Consider the following 18,443-nt stretch of genomic DNA (forward strand, 5'->3'; position numbering starts at 1 on the left):
ACCAAAAATTATCATAGTCGACTAGCAGCTTGCGCATTCTGTAAGAAATTAGACAATATATATGAATATATTTTAGGCTGATCATTATGCACTAAATGACCTGCAAACGGAATAACAGCAATATGTATATTGTTGTTTAATTGTTTAAACGTTGTAGCGGCTGTAACTTCATCTGCTGAATCTCCCCCAACAATACACAGTGTAGGTACTTGAAGATTAGCTACATCACCTGTTTCATGAAATGGGTACCACTCCTTAACTTGCCACGATTTCAGCAACCCTTTCCAATCACTTTTTACATGAATTTGATTCATATAAGTTACAACTTCTTCATTTTCCATCAACTGTTGATGACACTTTACTTCATACTCCTGAGACTCTTCCCAATTATCTCGCTCAATAGGAAAGATACCTGAAAAAGTTAATGTCCTCACTTTATCTGGATATTTTTTTGCAAATAATAAAGCGGCTATCCCCCCTAGTGAAACACCCGCTATATGACAACGATTAATTTGCAAATGTTCTAGTGTATCATTCAAATCATCAGCAGAGCAAAGAAAATAATTATCTAATGTACCTCCTGATTCTCCATGTCCCCTCAAATCAGGACGAATTACTTTATATTGTTTTTCTGTAAAAAATTCTACCTGTTCTTCAAACTCTACTAAACCTGTCATACCACCAGAATGTAAAAGCACAATTGGTTCCCCTTCACCTGAAATATGCGTATGTAGTATCATTTATCCCCCTCCTTTAAAACTGAACATTCTATTTATTGGTAGTATATCGAATATATTTCTAAATTACCAAATAAAAAAGAACTATAACATATTCAACTCACGTCATAGTTCTTTCTATTTTAAAAACATAAACCAGTTTATTAATTTGTCAATTTCTTGGCTGAGTGCTATTACTTTTTCATGTTGAAGTCCATAATTTGAGACTAGATTCAATAATTCTTCTTTTTTCAATTCAATTATTTTTTCTAACTTCACTAATTCCATGTCGTCTTTATTCGCTCCAATTTCAAAATATATGTATTTTAGTATAGCCTACTTACATAATAAGTAAAAGTCTCATGCTAATGTAAAATCTTACATATTTGAAAAAACAATATACTACTAACAAAAAAAGAGACTTAAACTAAGCCTATTATTACAGGTCATTATAATTTTCTACCATTTTTTATAAATATGTTAGTTTATGAATGTGTACCATTTACTATTAATTTAAAGTTAGACACTTTTACTCATTAATAATACAACAGAATTTCTCAAATGTTTTATCTTTATATTCTGGAACCCTTGTTAAGTGATCAAAATAACTATTTGAAAATTTAAATATGTGTCCAAAATCCCAATTAAATTCGCTGTAGTCTTTAAGCCAGAATGCATTATCTAGCGGAAGTGTATCAACTTTTTTTGCTTTTGTAAGAGGTAAACGATCTACAGGAGAATTCAATATTATTTGGGCATTCGGCATTAAATTGCGACTTTTTCTAAGTACATAAACTAGCTTTAATAGTGGTTTTATTCCTCGTTGAAATAATTCTATATGCCCTAAGTCATATAATATATTAATCGCATGTGAGAAGGTAAGCATATGACCAATTAAATCGTGATGTGATTCTGCCTTATATATAACGTTAAATTCAGATAATTCACTTAAAATAAAATCAGATAATTGCTTCGGGTTTTTAATTTCGCTTTGAATCTCCTCATTATTTATAATGAGTTGCTTTACTTCTTTAGTTGTAAAACCAATCCAAGATCTACCGGGAATTGTTTTTTGAAACGATAATATAAGGTTTGCTATATTATTAATATCTTGCTCACTCCCCCAATGACTTAACTCCTTAATGGCTAGTAAACTTAAAGAAGCGTAAATTACATTATGGCCAACCCAATGGAGTTCATCAATCGTTTGTTCCAAAGATTTAATTATCGTTTCTTCAGCACTTTGATAATCGACACCTTGTTTATTATCAATTGTTTCGCCTAACCTTTGCTTATGGAGCATCATTTTCGCTTGAGAATAAATGTTACAGGCAGTTTTTTCATCAATGTTATTGTTTTTCGTAAAAAAATAACTAGCAATGGCAGCTGCTCCGAAATGTGCATGCCAAATATCATTTGTTTCTTTTTTACATTGAGATATAATTGAAAGCCCATCTTTTAATACACTTATATTTTCCATCTCTCTTATCCCCTCTAAACCCTAATAAAAATGGTTTTTTAGCATCTACAAAGTCGGCAAAAAGCCAGGTGAAAACTCTTGAAAAATTTCCTCCTTTACAGTTATAAATTAAAATTGCCCCTGTCGCTCAACAAGAATTAAATTTGCTTCTAATAATATTTTGAGATGATACTTATTCATCCCTAATGCAGTCTCAATCTTCCACAATTGTGTTTGTTTTGATTATGAAATAAATAACGAACAATCTCTCGTTTTACTCCTGCCAAAGCCTTAAAAATTTTCACTCTTTTTTTATCTGAATTATTTGGTTTGATAGTCATGGAACTATCTTATTTTTTTGTCAAATCTCTCATCTTCTTAAACATACAAAGTGAAAATCAAATGTGTATGTATTTATAGATAGTTGTTTTATTATACACGCGAATCTTCATGTAATTGATACTTTCTATTATGTTACCACTTAGTATGTATCCTTAAGCTACTTCCTTAGCTTAACGAAGGTGTTAATACAAATAAGATGTGATTCATTTCATCACTCTTATTCAAAAATCTATGTTTCACGTTCGGTGGAATACGCACAACATCTCCTTCTTCTAAAAAATATTCATTCCCTTCCAATTCCACATACACTTCCCCTTTCATTACAACTGCAATTTCTTCCTTATCTTCGTGGGAATAATGACTTTCTGTTGTATTTGCATATCCGTTTAAATCCATCATTAACATTTCAATGCGAGCTTTCATAAAATCTGGTGTTAACACATCATAAACAATATGATCATTATTTTCTCGATATACTTTTTTCCGATCTTTCTTCTTAGAAATAAGTGAGTCTGTATCAATATCATTAATAAAAAGAGTAAACAGCGGTACATTTAATGCTTTCGCTATTAATTCCAATACATTTAAAGAAGGATTGGCATGTCCTCTTTCAATTTGACTAATAAGTGAAGTACTGATTCCTGCATAATCAGCAAATTCACGAATTGTCATATTATTTTTCTTACGATAACTTAAAACAGTTTGACCTAGCCGATAATGAATCATTGTTACAACTTCCTTTCGTCCATCATAATACATCTTTTGTCCCTTTTGTGCTGACATACTAAACAGTGGCAATTAATCCTTCCTTATTTCATCTTAGGCTTATATACTAACTTTTGTACATTATATTATATACAGTTCATTATAATAAACAACCAATCGGAGGGACAAACTTTGAAATCACCTATTCTTTCATATTTCATCTTATTTTTCGGCGTGTTCGCCTTATCTACTTCAGCTATCTTCGTAAAAATAGCCGATGCCCCTGCAGCAATCACTGCTTTTTATCGATTATTGTTTGCTACGGTAATTCTTTTACCGTTTCTAATATTTAATACAAACAATCGAAGCGAACTTCGCTCATTATCAAAAAAGCAATGGGGATTTGGACTCTTATCTGGATTATTTCTAGCAGCTCATTATGTACTATGGTTTGAATCATTACAGTATACTTCCATAGCAAGTTCTACAGTTATCGTAACGTTGCAACCTTTATTTTCAATGGTCGGTGGTTATTTTTTATTTAAGGAACGGTTTACGAAAGGTGCGATTATAGGCTGCCTTATTGCAATTTCAGGAAGTATCGTGATTGGGTGGCAAGATTTTCAAATTAGTGGTGAGGCTTTATACGGCGATATTTTAGCTTTTATTGCTGCTGGCGTCATAACAGCTTACTTTTTCATCAGTCAATATGTTCGTAAAGACCTATCCCTAATACCGTACTCGGTAATTAGTTATGGCAGTAGTTCACTCTTTCTCGGTATATTTGCTTACACACAGCAGTCATCTTTCTTCAATTACACTGCACAAACATGGTGGTCCTTTATAGGTCTTGCATTCATTGCAACGATTTTAGGACAAACAATTTTCAATTGGTTATTAAAATGGATGAGCGCTACTGTTATCTCGATGAGTATTTTAGGAGAGACAATTGGAACTTGTATTTTAGCCTATTTCATTTTAGATGAAACAATTTCTTTACAGCAAGGACTAGGAATTCTACTTATTTTCATTGGATTAGCAATATTTTTATTACAACCGAAACAATTGAATCACAATTTATAAAGTGAAACTTTAATCAGTGGGGATTTTATTCATCCCCCACTGATTATTAGCCTTCACCAATCGGGCGTTTACGGGCAGCCCGACTCCCACATAACTTCTTTGCTCCAGCCAAATTTTGAGGTGGGAGTTTTACTGCCCACAAATAGCGGGATAAACAAGAAAAGCATGACATTAGTTTGCCATACTTTTTTCAAAACAAATCGATATTTCTGTTCAATTTACACACCTATTTATTATGTACAATCAAACCATTTGGTCTAAAACGACTCATCATGATTTCGTTAACAAATTTCCCATGAGCCTTCAAATTCCCAACCTTTACACCCTCTTCGATAAATCCAAATTTTTCATATAATACTTTGGCTCTAGGATTCGTTTCTAATACACCAAGCTCCACTCGCTCTAACATTAGCCAATTATCAGCTAAATCAAGCATTTTTGTAAGAAGTGCTTTTCCAATTCCTTTATTGTGATACTCACTATCTACTCCGATGAATAAATCACCCGAGTGAGATCTTCGGCCTGGACTTTGGGTTAAACCGACAAATCCAACAACTTCTCCATCATATTCTGCTACAAATTCAAATTGATTCTGTGCTAAATTTCGAATTCTATTCTCCATTGCATCTACACGCATACTAGGTAAGAAAACCATATAAGGTAAAACATCATCTTGTATGCATATACGATGAATTGCTCTAGCATCTTGTGTTTCTACTGCTCTAACGTTAATCTCCATCTTTTTCCCCTCCATTCAAATATTCATATTCTAATATCCCATATTAAAATCCTGCCAACCCTTATTTCTTTGTGTTATTTTTATATAATTATTTCGATATAATATTCGCTTTTTGAACATCATCTCTTATATTCCCTCTCGTTCAAAATGAAAAAATCACTTAGAATATGCTAAGTGATTTTTTATTTAATTTTTCACCCTATTATACAACTCAAGCAGTTCTTCTACTGAAATACCATTTATTTTCATACCGTTAATATCACAATTTTCTATTTCAATATTTTTCAGATTACTACTACGTATTGTAGTACTTTCCAAATCACATCTATCAAATGAAATAGGATCTTTATCCTCTCCAAGGCTTGTATCTCTAAATTGAACTCCACCTAAAGTCACAAAATTAAATTTACTGCCAGAAATATTTAAATCTGCATATGAGGAATTTCTAAAATTAATATTTCTAAAGGTTGATTGACTTATATTACAATTACTCATATTCATATGCATTATATTACTACCAACAAATGCACTATTTTTTAAATTTACTTGATAATATTCTGTATTAACCAAATTACAGTTTTCGTATTGACCATTTTTCATATCTTTATTTTTAACTAAGTTTTCTTCGCTTAAAGCTATCTTTATTTTTTTCACATAACAATACTCATCTTCCGTTTCAAAAATTGTTTCATAGCCCATTTTTTTATAAAAATGATGATTATTAATCTGTCTACTAGATGTTTCAAGATCCCAAATCCTTATGTTCGGAAATTTTTCTTCTATTAACTTAATAACCCGCGATCCAATTCCTTTTCCTTGAAGAAAAGGCTCTACAAAAATACGATCGATTCTTCCGTACGATTTACCAGAGATCGTAACTATAATTCCCCCGATTACTTTTTCACCCATTATCACTTTGTAAGTATCCAATTCTTCAATTGAATATTTCATCATTTCAACTGAAGAATATCCTGGCGGTTGAATGTTATAATCAATTACATCACCTTGGCCGTATAACCATCGCTTTGCTTCTTCATCAAATGTTCTTTTCATTATTTCTGTTAACTTTTCAGCATCTAAAATTGTAGCTTTTTCTATAGATATTATTGTCATTTTTGTTTTCCCCTTCATTGTTATAAACCGATAACTTTTGTGAACGATATAGTTATTAATTTACTTTTGTCTTTAATATTTTTCCCATTATTACATATGGGGCATCACTTTTACTTGGGTGAAATGGCTCTAATACATCCACCCAATCCAATCTTTTATATAAAGAACGCGCTTTTTCATTGTTTATTTGTGTTGTTAAAATACTCGTTCTATTTGAAATCCCTTCTAATAATTCATTATGTAATTTCATTCCAAGACCTTCATTTCGATATTGTGGGTGAACTGCTAACTCTACAAATTCAAAACAATCTTGTAACCATTCGTCTGCTTGTTCTAGATTTAACGCTTCTCTCATTAATTGATTATAGTACTGCCCTTCTAATGAGCGATAACCATAAGTAAAACCAACTACCTCATTTTCATCATTTATTGCTACTATACCTTTAAAATCTGCATATTCTATATGTCTTTTCATTCTCTCAATCATTTCAGTAAAATTTGTTTTCTCAAATGCTTTACAATACAATTTTGCCATATTATTAATTAGGATTTCATCTTTTTCAATACGTATGAATTTCACTTTACCTTCCCCCTATTAAAACATTTGAACCCTTAAATAATTATAAAATAAAGAAATTTAAAACTAATCACTCTCTTTACTATTAAACTACAAATCAACCTATATTTTCCACTGTTACTTAATATGAATGAATAAAAAGAAGAGAACATGTAATATACATATGTTCTCTTCTTTTTATTTTAACGCTTATTCATTTTCAATTTTATATAATTAATAATTAGATATTACTTAAGCCACTCGTTACAAGTATTAGCTAGCTCCTGTAAATCCTCTATAAATCGACTCGCATGATATCCATCACAAACCGCATGATGTACTTGCAATGAAACAGGTAGGATAACCCTGCTTCCATCATTGAAATATTTCCCACAAGTAATAATTGGTAATAAAGAATCACCATCATTATTAATATTTAAATTAAATCCTGTAAAACTAGTCCAAGGTATACCAGAAATCGGAAAAATATTTGGCGGAATATTTTCTTTCGTGAAGAAACCATGAACATTAGCATAACATCTCATATCCTCTTCATAGTTTTTATAGAAAATGTGGAAATCGCTAGAATAACCCGTCCATATACTTGAAAAAGATTTATCATCTTTATGAAAGATTGTATAACTAGGTATCATTTCCTCCCAATACCCTAAAACTCCTTCATCATTAAAACATGTTCGAAATTCTGTATGTTTATTTATCACTCTAGAAATTACATAAATAAAAGTCGGATAAAATTTGATTTCCTTTTGATGTATTTCCTCTAGCATCATCGTAATATCAACATTCGCTGTCATACTAAACGAACACTTTAATTTTAAATAATGTTCAAAATACTGCTCTCTATTCCAATTTTCTCTGTCAATTACATGAAACTTCATTTTAATAGCCTCCTAAAATTTTATTTTTATTTTAGAAGGCTAACTTTCTTGTTTTCACCACACTTGTTCACTCCTTACAGTTTAAATTTAATACTAAGCTTTTTATTTAACTATATAACATCTGCAGAAATTCGTTCACATATTTCTGGAAATCCATCCACATACTATTAATAAATCAAATGACGTTTGGAGGATTCAAACATGAATGACAAAAATGTAAATAAAAAAGAAAATGTTATCGAAAATACTACATCTATTCAAAATAATAATACTGCAAATCTTAATATCGAAGAACAAGCAATGAATGGCTCATATGGAATGCCCGAAACAACCATTGAAGATGCTGATCACGTTGTAACTGATGATTTGACTTCAAAAAATTAATGAACTACATAGAAAAGAGCCAAGGAAAATATCCTTGGCTCTTCTCTATTATATATCCATTTTTTTTACTTCTTCTCTCTTTTTAGAAAGTTTCCCTGGCCAAAAAGCGAAGCGTCCTAAAACGACTGTAATCGCAGGTACAAGCAGTGGTCTTACAATAAATGTATCTAGTAATACACCAATTGCAGTTACAATACCAAATTGGACAAGAACTTGAATTGGAAGTGTGCCTAACACTGCAAAAGTCCCTGCTAAAATTAAACCTGCGGATGTAATTACACTACCTGTTTGTATAACACCATTTTTCACTGCATCTAGATGATTTTGTTTCTTTCTGTTTTTCCATATTTCAGAAACCATAAAGATATTATAATCTTCCCCTAAGGCAACTAAAAATACGAATGCATATAACGGTATCGCACCTTGTATCGCGGGAGCTCCCATACCGAAATGCAGTAAAATCCAGCCTGCTCCTAATGCAGAGAAGAAAGATAAAACGACAGTTACAATTAAGTAAATCATCGCAACGATTGAACGTAAATACACGAGTAAAAGTAAAGCGATGATACTAATCATAACCGGAATAATAACCGCTTCATCCCGTTCAGTAATTTGCTTTGTATCATATAAGGAAGCTGTTTCTCCGCCAATCCATAAATGATTCTCAGCTTGACTAATTCCTTCATCTTTTAATACCTTTTCTACACTATTTTTCAATTTAGGGATTTGATCTAATGCTTCAATTGAGTATGGGTTTTCCACTAAAGAAACTTCATACATTTGCAATTGATTATTTTCTTTTCCCTTCATTGGCTCTTTCACTTTATTAACAAAAGATAATTTCTCTATTTCTTGTTTAATAGGTAAATCTTTTCCCTTTGAATCAACTACAATCTTTACTGGCGCTAATTCTCCAGCTGAAAAATGATCCGTAATTAATGTAAATCCTTCGCGTGATGGCATATCTTTCGGGAATGATTCTAATAAGTCGTACGTGTATTGAATACGCGGTACAAATGAAGCCAAGCCTCCTAATAAAAATACGGTTAGCATAATAATTGTCCACGGTTTACGTACAACAATATCCCCAAGTTTTTTACTAAAGAACCCTTTAGTATTTTTTACTTTTACTACTTTCTTTTTCTTTCTTGCAAACTCTTCATTCATTTCAGCTGTTCTCGGTATGAACGGGAAAAATGCAACTCTACCGAAAATTAATAATAATGCTGGAAGAATCGTTAAAGCAGCGATTCCCATAATGAAAACAGCCACACTAAATGGAACTGCGAATCGATGAAAAGCTCCATAATGAGCAAGTAATAACGTTCCTAACCCTAATACTACAGTAAGTGCACTCATTATAATTGCTCCACCTGATGCTTTTATCGCAAGTTGCAATGCTTTATACTTACTTTCTTCTTCTAGCAAGTACTCTTTATATCTTGAAATAAGAAATAAACAATAGTCCGTTCCTGCTCCAAACAGTAAGACAGTCATAATCGATATAGCCTGTGCATCTACTTTAATCCATCCATTGTCTGCTAAAAAGCCCAGTGTCGGACTGATAATTCCGTATGCAAAACCAACAACGAGTAAAGGTAAAATTGCTAAAATTGGTGAACGGTACAGTAAAATTAATAAAACCAATACTAGTAGTACAGTAGCAACTAATAATTTCACATCAGCTTGACTAAATAAACTTACCGCATCCGTTTGAATACCCACAGGTCCAGATAATCGAACATGTAAACCAGAGTCGGTAATTTTTTGTTTGAACGGATCTTCATCCACTTTACTATTCACTATTTTTCGTAACTCTTCTAAATTACCTTTTAATATATCCGTTCCAGCAGATTTATTAAAAAATATTGGTGTGACAAATGATGTACCATCTTTTGATGCACTTTTTGATAATACTTGCTCTGGAATTGTATCAAATGGTGGTAACAATGATTGTTCTTTTAAAGGGTCCGTTTTTAACTCTTTATAAACGTCCTGTATTAATTTGTAGTCTTTTGACTCTAATCCACCATCCCGATGCCATACAACTAACAACGGGTTTCCTGCATTATTAGGAAATTCTTTTTTCATAAGTGCTTCAGCTTGCTGTGACATAGCTGTTTCAGGTAAATTTTTCGGATTCGGTTCTTTCGTACTGTTTACTTGTGGTAACGTAAATGAAAGTACTAATGTAATAAGAATCCATACCGATAAAGTTATCCATTGCGTATTCTTCCCTGCTACAAGCCTCCCTAACATATGTAACGGGTGCTTTTTCATAAAACCCCACCTTCCTTTTTTTCCTCCAACATTAATTATATATACTGGTCGGTTAATTAATCAAGAATGATTAAAAAATTATGTTATAATTATCTCAATAATAAATGTCAGGAGCGAATGTATTTGGATCAAAAACAACGTCCTCTCGGAAGGCCTCGTCAAAATAAAAATACAAAGTCTACAAAAGAAATCATTTTAGAAGTTGCAACTAGGTTATTTCTCACTCAAAATTATCAAGTTGTTTCAATGGATGAGGTCGCGAAAGAATGTGGAGTTACAAAAGCAACTGTCTACTATTACTATTCAACAAAAGCTGATCTATTTACCGCTACTATGATTCAAATGATGGTGCGCATAAGAGAAAATATGGATCAAATACTCTCTACGAATAAAACTTTGGAAGAAAGATTATTGAACTTTGCTACAGTATACTTACACGCAACGATGGATATTGATATGAATAATTTTATGAAAGATGCAAAACTTTCTTTATCTGAAGAGCAATTAAAGGAATTAAAAAATGCCGAGGATAACATGTATGAAGTGTTGGAAAAAGCGCTAGATAACGCAATTCTCCTTGGAGAAATTCCTAAAGGAAATCCTAAATTTGCTGCCCATGCTTTCGTAGCTTTATTATCAATCGGGAATTTTAAAGATGAGAATCACAATCCTACTCTTGCAAATATAGATGAATTAGCAAAAGAAATCGTTTCGTTTTATTGGAATGGATTAAGTCATCAAAATTAAATTGATTATATTTAATAAAGAGCATATTTGAAATTCCTTCAAACATGCTCTTTATTAATTTAAGGGTTTTATTTATATACTAGCAATTAAATTATACTTTAGCACCGATTAACAAAAAATTCTTATCTATAGCTCTTGAATTTGTGCATTTATATTCCCCTTACTTAATCCACCATGGTAACAAACTACAGAATCAATTTCTAGATTTAAATACTTCTTCAAAGAATTTTGCGCTTCTTTTATATCCAAAGTAGTTGGGGCATGAATTCCCCCTAAAATTCCGTTTACACTATACATTGAATCCCCAGCGATAAGAGTTTTACTTTGTCTCAAATATAAACTAATATGACCAGGAGTGTGCCCTGGGGTATGAATAATAAGAATACCACCGCAATATGGAAGTTCTTGGCCTTCAACCAAAGTATCATCCACTTTTCCTTTTGGTGGATTCTGTACTTGTGCATCCTTCAACAAAGGTAACTCCCCCTCGATATATGGCTTATCTAGATCGTGAGCATAGACTTTTATATTACTTCCACAGTTTTGTAATAGTTCAGGAAGACTACCTATATGATCTATATCTTGATGCGTCAAAATCACGGCTTTTAGTTTATCAAACGATACTCCAACCTTACCCATTTCTATTCGTATATCTTCAATTTGTCCAGGAAATCCAGTATCTATTAAAACTGCCATTTCATCATCCCATAAAAGAATTGGGTGAATAATATACTCTTGAAATTCAAGATGTAACATCTCTACCCCTTTAGCAATCTCCATAACATTATTCTCCTTTATAATGAAATTTTTGAAATCTAAAAATTGGCCTGATAAACAAGTAATTCTAAATTACAAAGCCTCGCTATCGTTTAATATGTTTCGTCATACCAATCGAAAATTCCTCAAATCCAATTGATTCATAGTAATATTTTAAATCTTCAACACACATAAGTTGTGGAATAACTCGTTTTTGTTCACAGTGCCGGATTAATCGTTCCACTATTTCCTTTCCAACGCCCATGGACTGATACTCTGGCATTACACATACACCGCAAATAATGCCCGTTATTACACCATCTGATATTACTCGTCCCATCCCAATTAATTGTTGCTCTTTAAAAGCATATATCACATACCAACTTTGCTTACACATTTGCTCTAACTCATTAACCGATAATTCAAGAGAATTCCATCCTAAAGATTCATACATAGTTAATAATTCATTGAAATCTTTAGGGGGTTCAATCGTGTAATTTAAAATAGTTTTCATGTAAATACTCCCTATCATCCTTTTTGTTTTATTCCAAAAAAATTTTGACCGTCGTTAAACTGACTAGAACAATACTTCAATAAGAAAAAATGAAACTCCTTCTCTTTAAAAACATAAGGAACTTAATAAGATTGGTACCATATATATTTCTCTATTTAATATTTGTTTAATATATCAACTAATGGTGAGTATAAAATATATACATTTCAACCATCACCAAATACTGAATCTAAATTACAATTATAAGAAAAAGAAGGTATCTCATCTTTGTGAGATACCTTCTTTTATATCAATCCATCATTATATTATCAACTAAAAATCATACAGCTACATACGATAAGAACAAACAAAACTAATAAACTATTTGAGAAATAACCCATAGAATACTACCCCTTTATTTCATTATGTAAAAGATTTTACCATAAAATTATTAATAGTATAATGACTGAAAAAGACATTGGCTTCATTAGTTTTTTATGTATAAAGTAATATTTTATAATCTTTCTACTCACCGCTCATAAAAAACTTTAACTTTTCCTCTAATGCATCGCTCACGATTTAAATAACATTGATATTAGTAAATAAACAATTACTAATATCAATGTTATTATTTGATTTTAAGTAAAAATAGTAATAAAATAATTACTAAATTGATAAAGGACACGAAAAATAATGACTAATAAAGAATTAATAAACGAATACATGAATTTATTATTAAATATGTCAGGTACTTTTAAATTATTATCAGAGAAATCCACTGAATTTACACATTTAGAGCAACACATAATTGAGTATATTGCCCAGCAAAAAGTCGCTGTAAATTTAAAAATGATTGCTAGTTATTTAAACATACCTAAACAACAATTAAGTGTAACCGTTCGTAATTTAGAGCAAAACGGATACATTGTAAAAAAACAAGATACAGTAGATAAACGAGCTGTTTTAATTTCCTTAACAGGTAAAGCTGAAAAAGTACATTATGAAAGATGGAAACAAATTTATAATAATTTCACTAGTAATCTTGAAAAACTCAGTGAAGAAGATCAACGTGATTTAACTTACGGACTGTATAAAACAAATAAAATGCTATCAAAAATGCTAAATAACGACTAATCATATATATATGATATTTTTTTATTATTAAATGGAGGACGTTTCATGGTTAAAGAAATAGATTTACAATCAGTTCAAAGTACTATGCTTATTCCACTATGGGGACGAGCATATGGTAGTGAGAAAAACAAGGATATTTTAGATGATACGGAAGCTATTCGGATTATTAAAGAATGCGACTTTGATTTTTCTAAAATAGCAGATACATTTGGCGAATATGGATGTATCACTTACATTACCCGTGCAAGAAAAATAGACGATACTATTAAACAATTTATTAGAAAACATCCGAATGCTACTATAGTAAATATCGGTTCTGGACTAGACACTACTTTTTCAAGAATTGATAACGGTACTATACAGTGGTATAACCTTGATTTGCCTGATGCGATCGCTTTCCGCAAAACATTAATTGAAGATACACCACGAAATATAAGCATTGCCAAATCATTTTTTGACACTTCTTGGTTCAACGATATAAAATATGATCCAAAAGACGGTATTCTTTTTATATCAGCAGGTGTGTTTTATTACTTTAAAGAAGAAGAACTGAAGGAGATATTTGTCGCTATGGCAAAACGTTTTCCTGGAGGAGAGTTATATTTTGATGCCGAATCAAAGTTCGCACTGACACTTTCGAATGCTACTGTAAAAAAATCTGGTAATAACGGCGCTATGATGTATTTTTACGTAAATAATCCAAAGACAATAGAAAAGTGGTCTTCTAACATAAAAATATTAAGCTACTCCCCTTTCTTTAAACATATACCTACAAATAAAGATTGGGATGGAAGTACACGAATTATGATGCGGATTGTAAATTTAATAAAGATGTTGAAGTTCGTTCATATACGGTTTGAAAAATGATAAATCTATAGCTTATATATTAATCATATATAAAAGAAGACCTCGATTTTATTAAATTCATATAATAATCTATAGGATAGTTAGTCCATTATGAGGGCTAACTATCCTTTTTTATTTACATAATGAATGAAATAAGTAAACAATAAATATTTAATTTAATCAGTATAATAAAGATATATAACTTGAAACGTTCGATTGGTTTTTGGGGGAGGGCATAGCCTCGGTGCGAAGGCAACACTCCTCTTTCGAGGACATGCTTCAGTTATAGTTTGTCACTATTTGAATTATAAATCAGTTATTTTATCTTTATCTGGATTCTTGCCCAAACTAATGACCTCTTCTCCTTTTCAATAGTTTCGAGTTAGGTCCGGGATTTCTAAAGGTCGCGTACGTTCCAAACAATCTCACCGCGCTCGTCCCACGTACTGTGATGCCTCTTAAATCCTATCTTTTCTAACACCCGGAAGGACGCAACATTCCAAGCGCCTACAGTCGACCAAAGTCTGTGGCGCCCCGTAGCAATCGCAGCGTCCAGCACAACAGATGCTGCCTCAGTCGCATAGCCTTTGCCATGAGCACTGCGGAACAACTCGTATGCGATCTCCGGCTCTTCCAGTGTGGAACGACCGATAATCAAGCCACAGTATCCGATGAAATCACCTTCGTCTCGTCGGCGAATAGTGAGAAGGGAAATGCCATTTTCGCCTGATCTCTTACGCATCTCTATAAGCATGCTACGAACGGCGTCAAGGGTTGGCATATCCACACCACGTTCGCCAATTAATTTTCTCATCCAGACTGAATCGGATTCCTCCCACATACTCAGATCAAGTCGTTCAGTTTTCAGCTGGAACTCCATAGCTTTAAATAAAGCTGTCATAGTGGAAACCTCCTAGTTATGTCACTGCACTCATAATATAATGTACACCATCTTCCAACATGTACTGAATCACTTATTTTCTCTCCTTATCGCTCATTTACTACCACCTAAATGTATATGTTCTAATTATTAACACCTTTTTCCTTTAAATTCTTTAGACCCTATCCTCATTTATAGTAATAGCTTTCTTATTCGAAAAAAGATTTTTAAAAATTCCTACCCCTACAATTAATAGACCTATACCAATTAATTTATTTATTTGTATAGGTACTCTCTCCATTCCAAACAATCCAAATGTATCAACACATAATGCAACAACTAATTGAGTAATAAGGCTAATGAGCACCGTATAAGCTGGACCTAAACTCTTTATTGCACCCATTATACAAATAATTAATCCGATACCAAACAATCCACTTATATAAAATAAATAATTTGCAGTATAAAAGTTAACGCTTATACTTTTCTCTGTAATGATATGAAATAAAACAGAACTTATGAGACCTATTCCAAGAACACATGCAGTTGTTAACCACTGTCCTACAATTTCATTCACTTTCGTATTAAAAACAGATTGTAAGCTAATTAATATTCCAGCTAATATAGCTAAACTAAATCCAATCATAACCCTTCTCTCCCTTTCATTACTCATATATATTATCTTTAGCAACTTCCTTCATTCTAGAAAAATCTTTAATTACAATAACTCCATTTTTCTTTTTAATTAATTTTTCACTATAAAATTTTTGTAAAACTCGAATTACATGCCTATAACTTACACCTATAAAATCTGCAATACTTGATACAGAAGTTGAATCTAAATCCTCTTTATACATATTCCCATTACTATCCGTTGAAATCGAAAGTAAATAACTAGCTACACGTACTTCTACCAGATAAAGTAAATTTAGAGCTGTAAAACGAGTCGATATTTTTAACGTGTTCGCAATGTTTTCAAGCAAGAACTTCATAAATATAGGATCATGTAATAACTTATTTCTAATAACTGTATTAGAAATGGAGATTGCTACAACATCTGAACAAGCTTCAACAACATTATGTGCTTTGCTATTTTGTATTAATTCAATATCACCAACAATTGCTAATGGATTGATAAAGCGAAGGATTAGTTTCTTTCCTTCTGGTGTAATCGTGTAAACTTTTACTTTTCCTTTAATAACAAAATATAAACGATGAATTTCATCATCTTTATCGCAAATAAGCTTGCCTTTTTCAAAATGATTTACTTGAAAATTGTCAGTACTTATTCTTGAAAAAATTTCAAGTATATTATAAGCTTTCAAATATTGAATAATTAAGTCTGATTTATTATCCACTTACAGTCCCTTCTTTCCTTACATATTAAACACAAAAATACCTAAAATCATTACTATTGTCCCCACAATATGGTATCTCTCCATTTGTATCTTTTTTATATGAAATAATCCTTTCATTTCAATAACAGTAGCAGTTAATAATTGAGCAACCATAAGTGTTCCAGCTGTTAATGTAACTCCCATTGAATATATCGCCATTGTTTCCGCACAAATAATCAACCCACCAAGTGCGCCAGCTGCTAAATATACTTTTTTTACACCCTTTAAATCCGTTACTTTCTCTTCTTTCTTTAACAAAAATATAGTTGTTACAATAAGAAACCCAATTAAATGCGTCATAATACTCGTCGACCATATACCGATATCTGAACTAAGTTTCGCATTAAACGTACCTTGAAGTGTAATGAATACTCCTCCAAAAACTGAAAGTAAAATACCTTTCAAAAAAATCATCTCCTAATCTTCTATCTATGATTTAATTAAAAGCTACAATACTACAACGACAAAAGGACAAATGTCACATCGATATGAAAATAATTAGTAATGTACACGAAAAAACACATCTCAAAATATGTGAGATGTGTTTAAAATATTTAATCCATATATAATATTTTAGTAATTAAAACTACGCTACATTAGCAGCTTTATTCTTCAAAACAAACTTTCCAAATAAGAAACGTACAAGAGGTCCCATTATTATTAATTGAAGTGGGTACGCCATAATGAAATTTTTAATGAAAATCGAGAAATAAATTGAAGCGAATGAGTCACCATGTAACCCATTATGTAAATACATCATAGCCATTCCGTAAAATGACATAAAGAATACCATTCCGATTACCATTGTTGTTGCCATCGCAATAATCATGTTTACTTTTTTTGATTTATCAAATGGTAATGCAAATACAATCTTTTTCGCACACGGTCCAACGATACATATTTCAATTAATAGCGCAATAATAAATCCAATTATTAGTTCTAATGCGATTTCCTTAATATGAATTGGTCCTCCTGCTCCATTCATTAATAAATTGTAAAACGTCATAACGATAACCATCCCGAGGCACATCATCATACCAAATTGGAGGTTTTCCTTTCTTGTTGTTGGCAATTTTCATCATCCCTTCTCTTTGAGTCTTTGTCATTATATCGATATTGGAAACTCCTTCGTAAGTGAACATTTTGTGAACATTTGTAAAGCGTTTACGTGCATTTCTTCCACTCTTCACTCCAATCCTCCCACTTTATAACTTTTTACTTACAAAGGTTTTATATATTTTGATGTTGAATTATTAAATTTAATATTGAATTATATGATAATTACTAATAGGAGGATAACCATGAATAAAGCAGAATTTTACGCATATCACATCGTTACAAGGAAAACAATGAGTATCGGAAAAATCATTCACTTTGACAAAAATCAAACTAATACCCTCTATCACTTCTTTTTTGAAAGAGAACAATTAAATTCTAATGATGAAGACTCTATTCAAATTTTAAAAAGGCATTATATCAATGAGGAATTACATATAAATAATGAAAATGCTAAAGTAGTTCTGAATTATATAGATCAAACAATTAGAGCGGTTAGAGAAACGATTGTAGAAATGGTTAGACTGCAAGAATTTCCTGAATATCCCTCAAGGTTGTCTTGCTTATATGCTTCCAAAAGCTATGAGGATGCTTTGAAATGGAAAGCGCTATTTGATTCTTATAATCGAGAAGTTTTGCAGATTGTTAAACTACGAGTAATCGGAAGTTCTTTTGAAGGTGATGGAAACCTTTTGCCGAAAGAAGATGGTATTCCTTTCGCTCAAAAAATGGAACAAGCTAGAGAGTATTGGAAAGGAAACGTTAGAAATGAACTTCCTGAGTTACTGATTAATGGGAGAATTGAAGTGGTGGAAATTATTGATGATTTTTCATCAATTAAAATTTAATTCCTGGTTA

23 protein-coding genes are annotated in these 18,443 nt (G+C 31.7%); 6 read left to right on the plus strand and 17 right to left on the minus strand.

From position 1 onward, the window contains the following. Positions 1-11: 11 nt before the first annotated feature. The 4 genes from MKX66_RS07960 to MKX66_RS07975 all read right to left on the minus strand — a co-directional run bounded on the left by MKX66_RS07960 (position 12) and on the right by MKX66_RS07975 (position 3,300). Positions 12-740, minus strand: a complete 729-nt coding sequence (locus tag MKX66_RS07960) for an alpha/beta fold hydrolase (protein WP_328068370.1) — start codon at positions 738-740, stop codon at positions 12-14. Between the two features lie 114 nt (positions 741-854). Continuing rightward, positions 855-1,004 carry an aspartyl-phosphate phosphatase Spo0E family protein gene (locus MKX66_RS07965; RefSeq protein ID WP_002012842.1) on the minus strand — a complete coding sequence of 50 codons (150 nt, stop codon included), beginning with the start codon at positions 1,002-1,004 and terminating at the stop codon, positions 855-857. A gap of 241 nt (positions 1,005-1,245) precedes the next feature. Then, positions 1,246-2,196, minus strand: coding sequence for a hypothetical protein (locus MKX66_RS07970; RefSeq protein ID WP_341085890.1), 951 nt, complete (start codon positions 2,194-2,196; stop codon positions 1,246-1,248). 486 nt (positions 2,197-2,682) lie between these two features. Further along, the gene (locus MKX66_RS07975; protein ID WP_002031957.1) at positions 2,683-3,300 is read right to left on the minus strand and encodes a helix-turn-helix domain-containing protein; all 618 of its coding nucleotides are present in this window, start codon (positions 3,298-3,300) and stop codon (positions 2,683-2,685) included. Positions 3,301-3,414: 114 nt separating this feature from the next. Here MKX66_RS07975 and MKX66_RS07980 point away from each other — a divergent pair, with 114 nt between their 5' ends. After that, positions 3,415-4,305, plus strand: a complete 891-nt coding sequence (locus MKX66_RS07980; RefSeq protein WP_002141731.1) for a DMT family transporter — start codon at positions 3,415-3,417, stop codon at positions 4,303-4,305. A gap of 226 nt (positions 4,306-4,531) precedes the next feature. Here the strand turns inward: MKX66_RS07980 and MKX66_RS07985 are convergent, their stop codons facing one another. From MKX66_RS07985 to catA, 4 genes are all read right to left on the minus strand, one after another. Beyond that, positions 4,532-5,044, minus strand: coding sequence for a GNAT family N-acetyltransferase (locus MKX66_RS07985; RefSeq protein WP_002141729.1), 513 nt, complete (start codon positions 5,042-5,044; stop codon positions 4,532-4,534). A 186-nt stretch (positions 5,045-5,230) separates the two neighbouring features. Next, complete coding sequence (locus tag MKX66_RS07990; protein WP_341085892.1) at positions 5,231-6,175, minus strand: GNAT family N-acetyltransferase; 945 nt, start codon at positions 6,173-6,175, stop codon at positions 5,231-5,233. A gap of 37 nt (positions 6,176-6,212) precedes the next feature. Further along, positions 6,213-6,737, minus strand: coding sequence for a GNAT family N-acetyltransferase (locus MKX66_RS07995; RefSeq protein ID WP_002141727.1), 525 nt, complete (start codon positions 6,735-6,737; stop codon positions 6,213-6,215). Between the two features lie 224 nt (positions 6,738-6,961). Beyond that, on the minus strand, positions 6,962-7,612 hold the full coding sequence (gene catA / locus MKX66_RS08000; protein WP_341085893.1) for a type A chloramphenicol O-acetyltransferase: 651 nt from the start codon (positions 7,610-7,612) through the stop codon (positions 6,962-6,964). Between the two features lie 201 nt (positions 7,613-7,813). Here catA and MKX66_RS08005 point away from each other — a divergent pair, with 201 nt between their 5' ends. Continuing rightward, entirely contained in the window at positions 7,814-7,996 is a 183-nt protein-coding gene (locus MKX66_RS08005) for a DUF4021 domain-containing protein (protein WP_002141724.1), read from the plus strand. A 48-nt stretch (positions 7,997-8,044) separates the two neighbouring features. On the opposite strand, the gene MKX66_RS08010 is transcribed toward MKX66_RS08005, so the two are convergent. Then, complete coding sequence (locus MKX66_RS08010) at positions 8,045-10,276, minus strand: MMPL family transporter (RefSeq protein ID WP_341085894.1); 2,232 nt, start codon at positions 10,274-10,276, stop codon at positions 8,045-8,047. Positions 10,277-10,399: 123 nt separating this feature from the next. Between MKX66_RS08010 and MKX66_RS08015 the strand changes: the two genes are divergently transcribed. Next, complete coding sequence (locus MKX66_RS08015; protein WP_002085667.1) at positions 10,400-11,023, plus strand: TetR/AcrR family transcriptional regulator; 624 nt, start codon at positions 10,400-10,402, stop codon at positions 11,021-11,023. Between the two features lie 126 nt (positions 11,024-11,149). On the opposite strand, the gene MKX66_RS08020 is transcribed toward MKX66_RS08015, so the two are convergent. After that, positions 11,150-11,803 (minus strand): MBL fold metallo-hydrolase, encoded by a 654-nt coding sequence (locus MKX66_RS08020; protein ID WP_002031870.1) that lies wholly within the window; start codon positions 11,801-11,803, stop codon positions 11,150-11,152. 82 nt (positions 11,804-11,885) lie between these two features. After that, positions 11,886-12,293 (minus strand): GNAT family N-acetyltransferase, encoded by a 408-nt coding sequence (locus MKX66_RS08025; RefSeq protein WP_002031872.1) that lies wholly within the window; start codon positions 12,291-12,293, stop codon positions 11,886-11,888. Positions 12,294-12,965: 672 nt separating this feature from the next. On the opposite strand from MKX66_RS08025, the gene MKX66_RS08030 reads away from it, so the two are divergent. Together MKX66_RS08030 and MKX66_RS08035 are read left to right on the plus strand one after the other, a co-directional pair. Further along, the gene (locus MKX66_RS08030) at positions 12,966-13,406 is read left to right on the plus strand and encodes a MarR family winged helix-turn-helix transcriptional regulator (protein ID WP_341085895.1); all 441 of its coding nucleotides are present in this window, start codon (positions 12,966-12,968) and stop codon (positions 13,404-13,406) included. Between the two features lie 45 nt (positions 13,407-13,451). Beyond that, on the plus strand, positions 13,452-14,273 hold the full coding sequence (locus tag MKX66_RS08035; protein WP_341085896.1) for a class I SAM-dependent methyltransferase: 822 nt from the start codon (positions 13,452-13,454) through the stop codon (positions 14,271-14,273). Between the two features lie 376 nt (positions 14,274-14,649). On the opposite strand, the gene MKX66_RS08040 is transcribed toward MKX66_RS08035, so the two are convergent. From MKX66_RS08040 to MKX66_RS08065, 6 genes are all read right to left on the minus strand, one after another. Beyond that, positions 14,650-15,153, minus strand: coding sequence for a GNAT family N-acetyltransferase (locus tag MKX66_RS08040; protein WP_016102041.1), 504 nt, complete (start codon positions 15,151-15,153; stop codon positions 14,650-14,652). 154 nt (positions 15,154-15,307) lie between these two features. Further along, the gene (locus MKX66_RS08045) at positions 15,308-15,778 is read right to left on the minus strand and encodes a DMT family transporter (protein WP_012260918.1); all 471 of its coding nucleotides are present in this window, start codon (positions 15,776-15,778) and stop codon (positions 15,308-15,310) included. A 19-nt stretch (positions 15,779-15,797) separates the two neighbouring features. Then, a complete protein-coding gene (locus tag MKX66_RS08050; RefSeq protein WP_341085897.1) occupies positions 15,798-16,490 on the minus strand; it encodes a Crp/Fnr family transcriptional regulator in 693 nt (230 codons plus the stop codon). 18 nt (positions 16,491-16,508) lie between these two features. Further along, on the minus strand, positions 16,509-16,934 hold the full coding sequence (locus tag MKX66_RS08055) for a DMT family transporter (protein ID WP_341085898.1): 426 nt from the start codon (positions 16,932-16,934) through the stop codon (positions 16,509-16,511). Positions 16,935-17,115: 181 nt separating this feature from the next. Next, positions 17,116-17,565 (minus strand): DUF2798 domain-containing protein, encoded by a 450-nt coding sequence (locus MKX66_RS08060; protein WP_341087630.1) that lies wholly within the window; start codon positions 17,563-17,565, stop codon positions 17,116-17,118. After that, a complete protein-coding gene (locus MKX66_RS08065) occupies positions 17,483-17,719 on the minus strand; it encodes a hypothetical protein (RefSeq protein WP_341087682.1) in 237 nt (78 codons plus the stop codon). Before MKX66_RS08065 ends, MKX66_RS08060 begins: the two co-directional genes overlap by 83 nt. A gap of 111 nt (positions 17,720-17,830) precedes the next feature. Here MKX66_RS08065 and MKX66_RS08070 point away from each other — a divergent pair, with 111 nt between their 5' ends. Then, complete coding sequence (locus MKX66_RS08070) at positions 17,831-18,433, plus strand: DUF2441 domain-containing protein (protein WP_016102044.1); 603 nt, start codon at positions 17,831-17,833, stop codon at positions 18,431-18,433. Positions 18,434-18,443: the final 10 nt, after the last annotated feature.

Origin of the sequence: Bacillus sp. FSL R9-9530 (assembly GCF_038008145.1) — a bacterium.
In the GTDB taxonomy this organism is placed as follows: Bacteria; Bacillota; Bacilli; order Bacillales; family Bacillaceae_G; genus Bacillus_A; species Bacillus_A mycoides.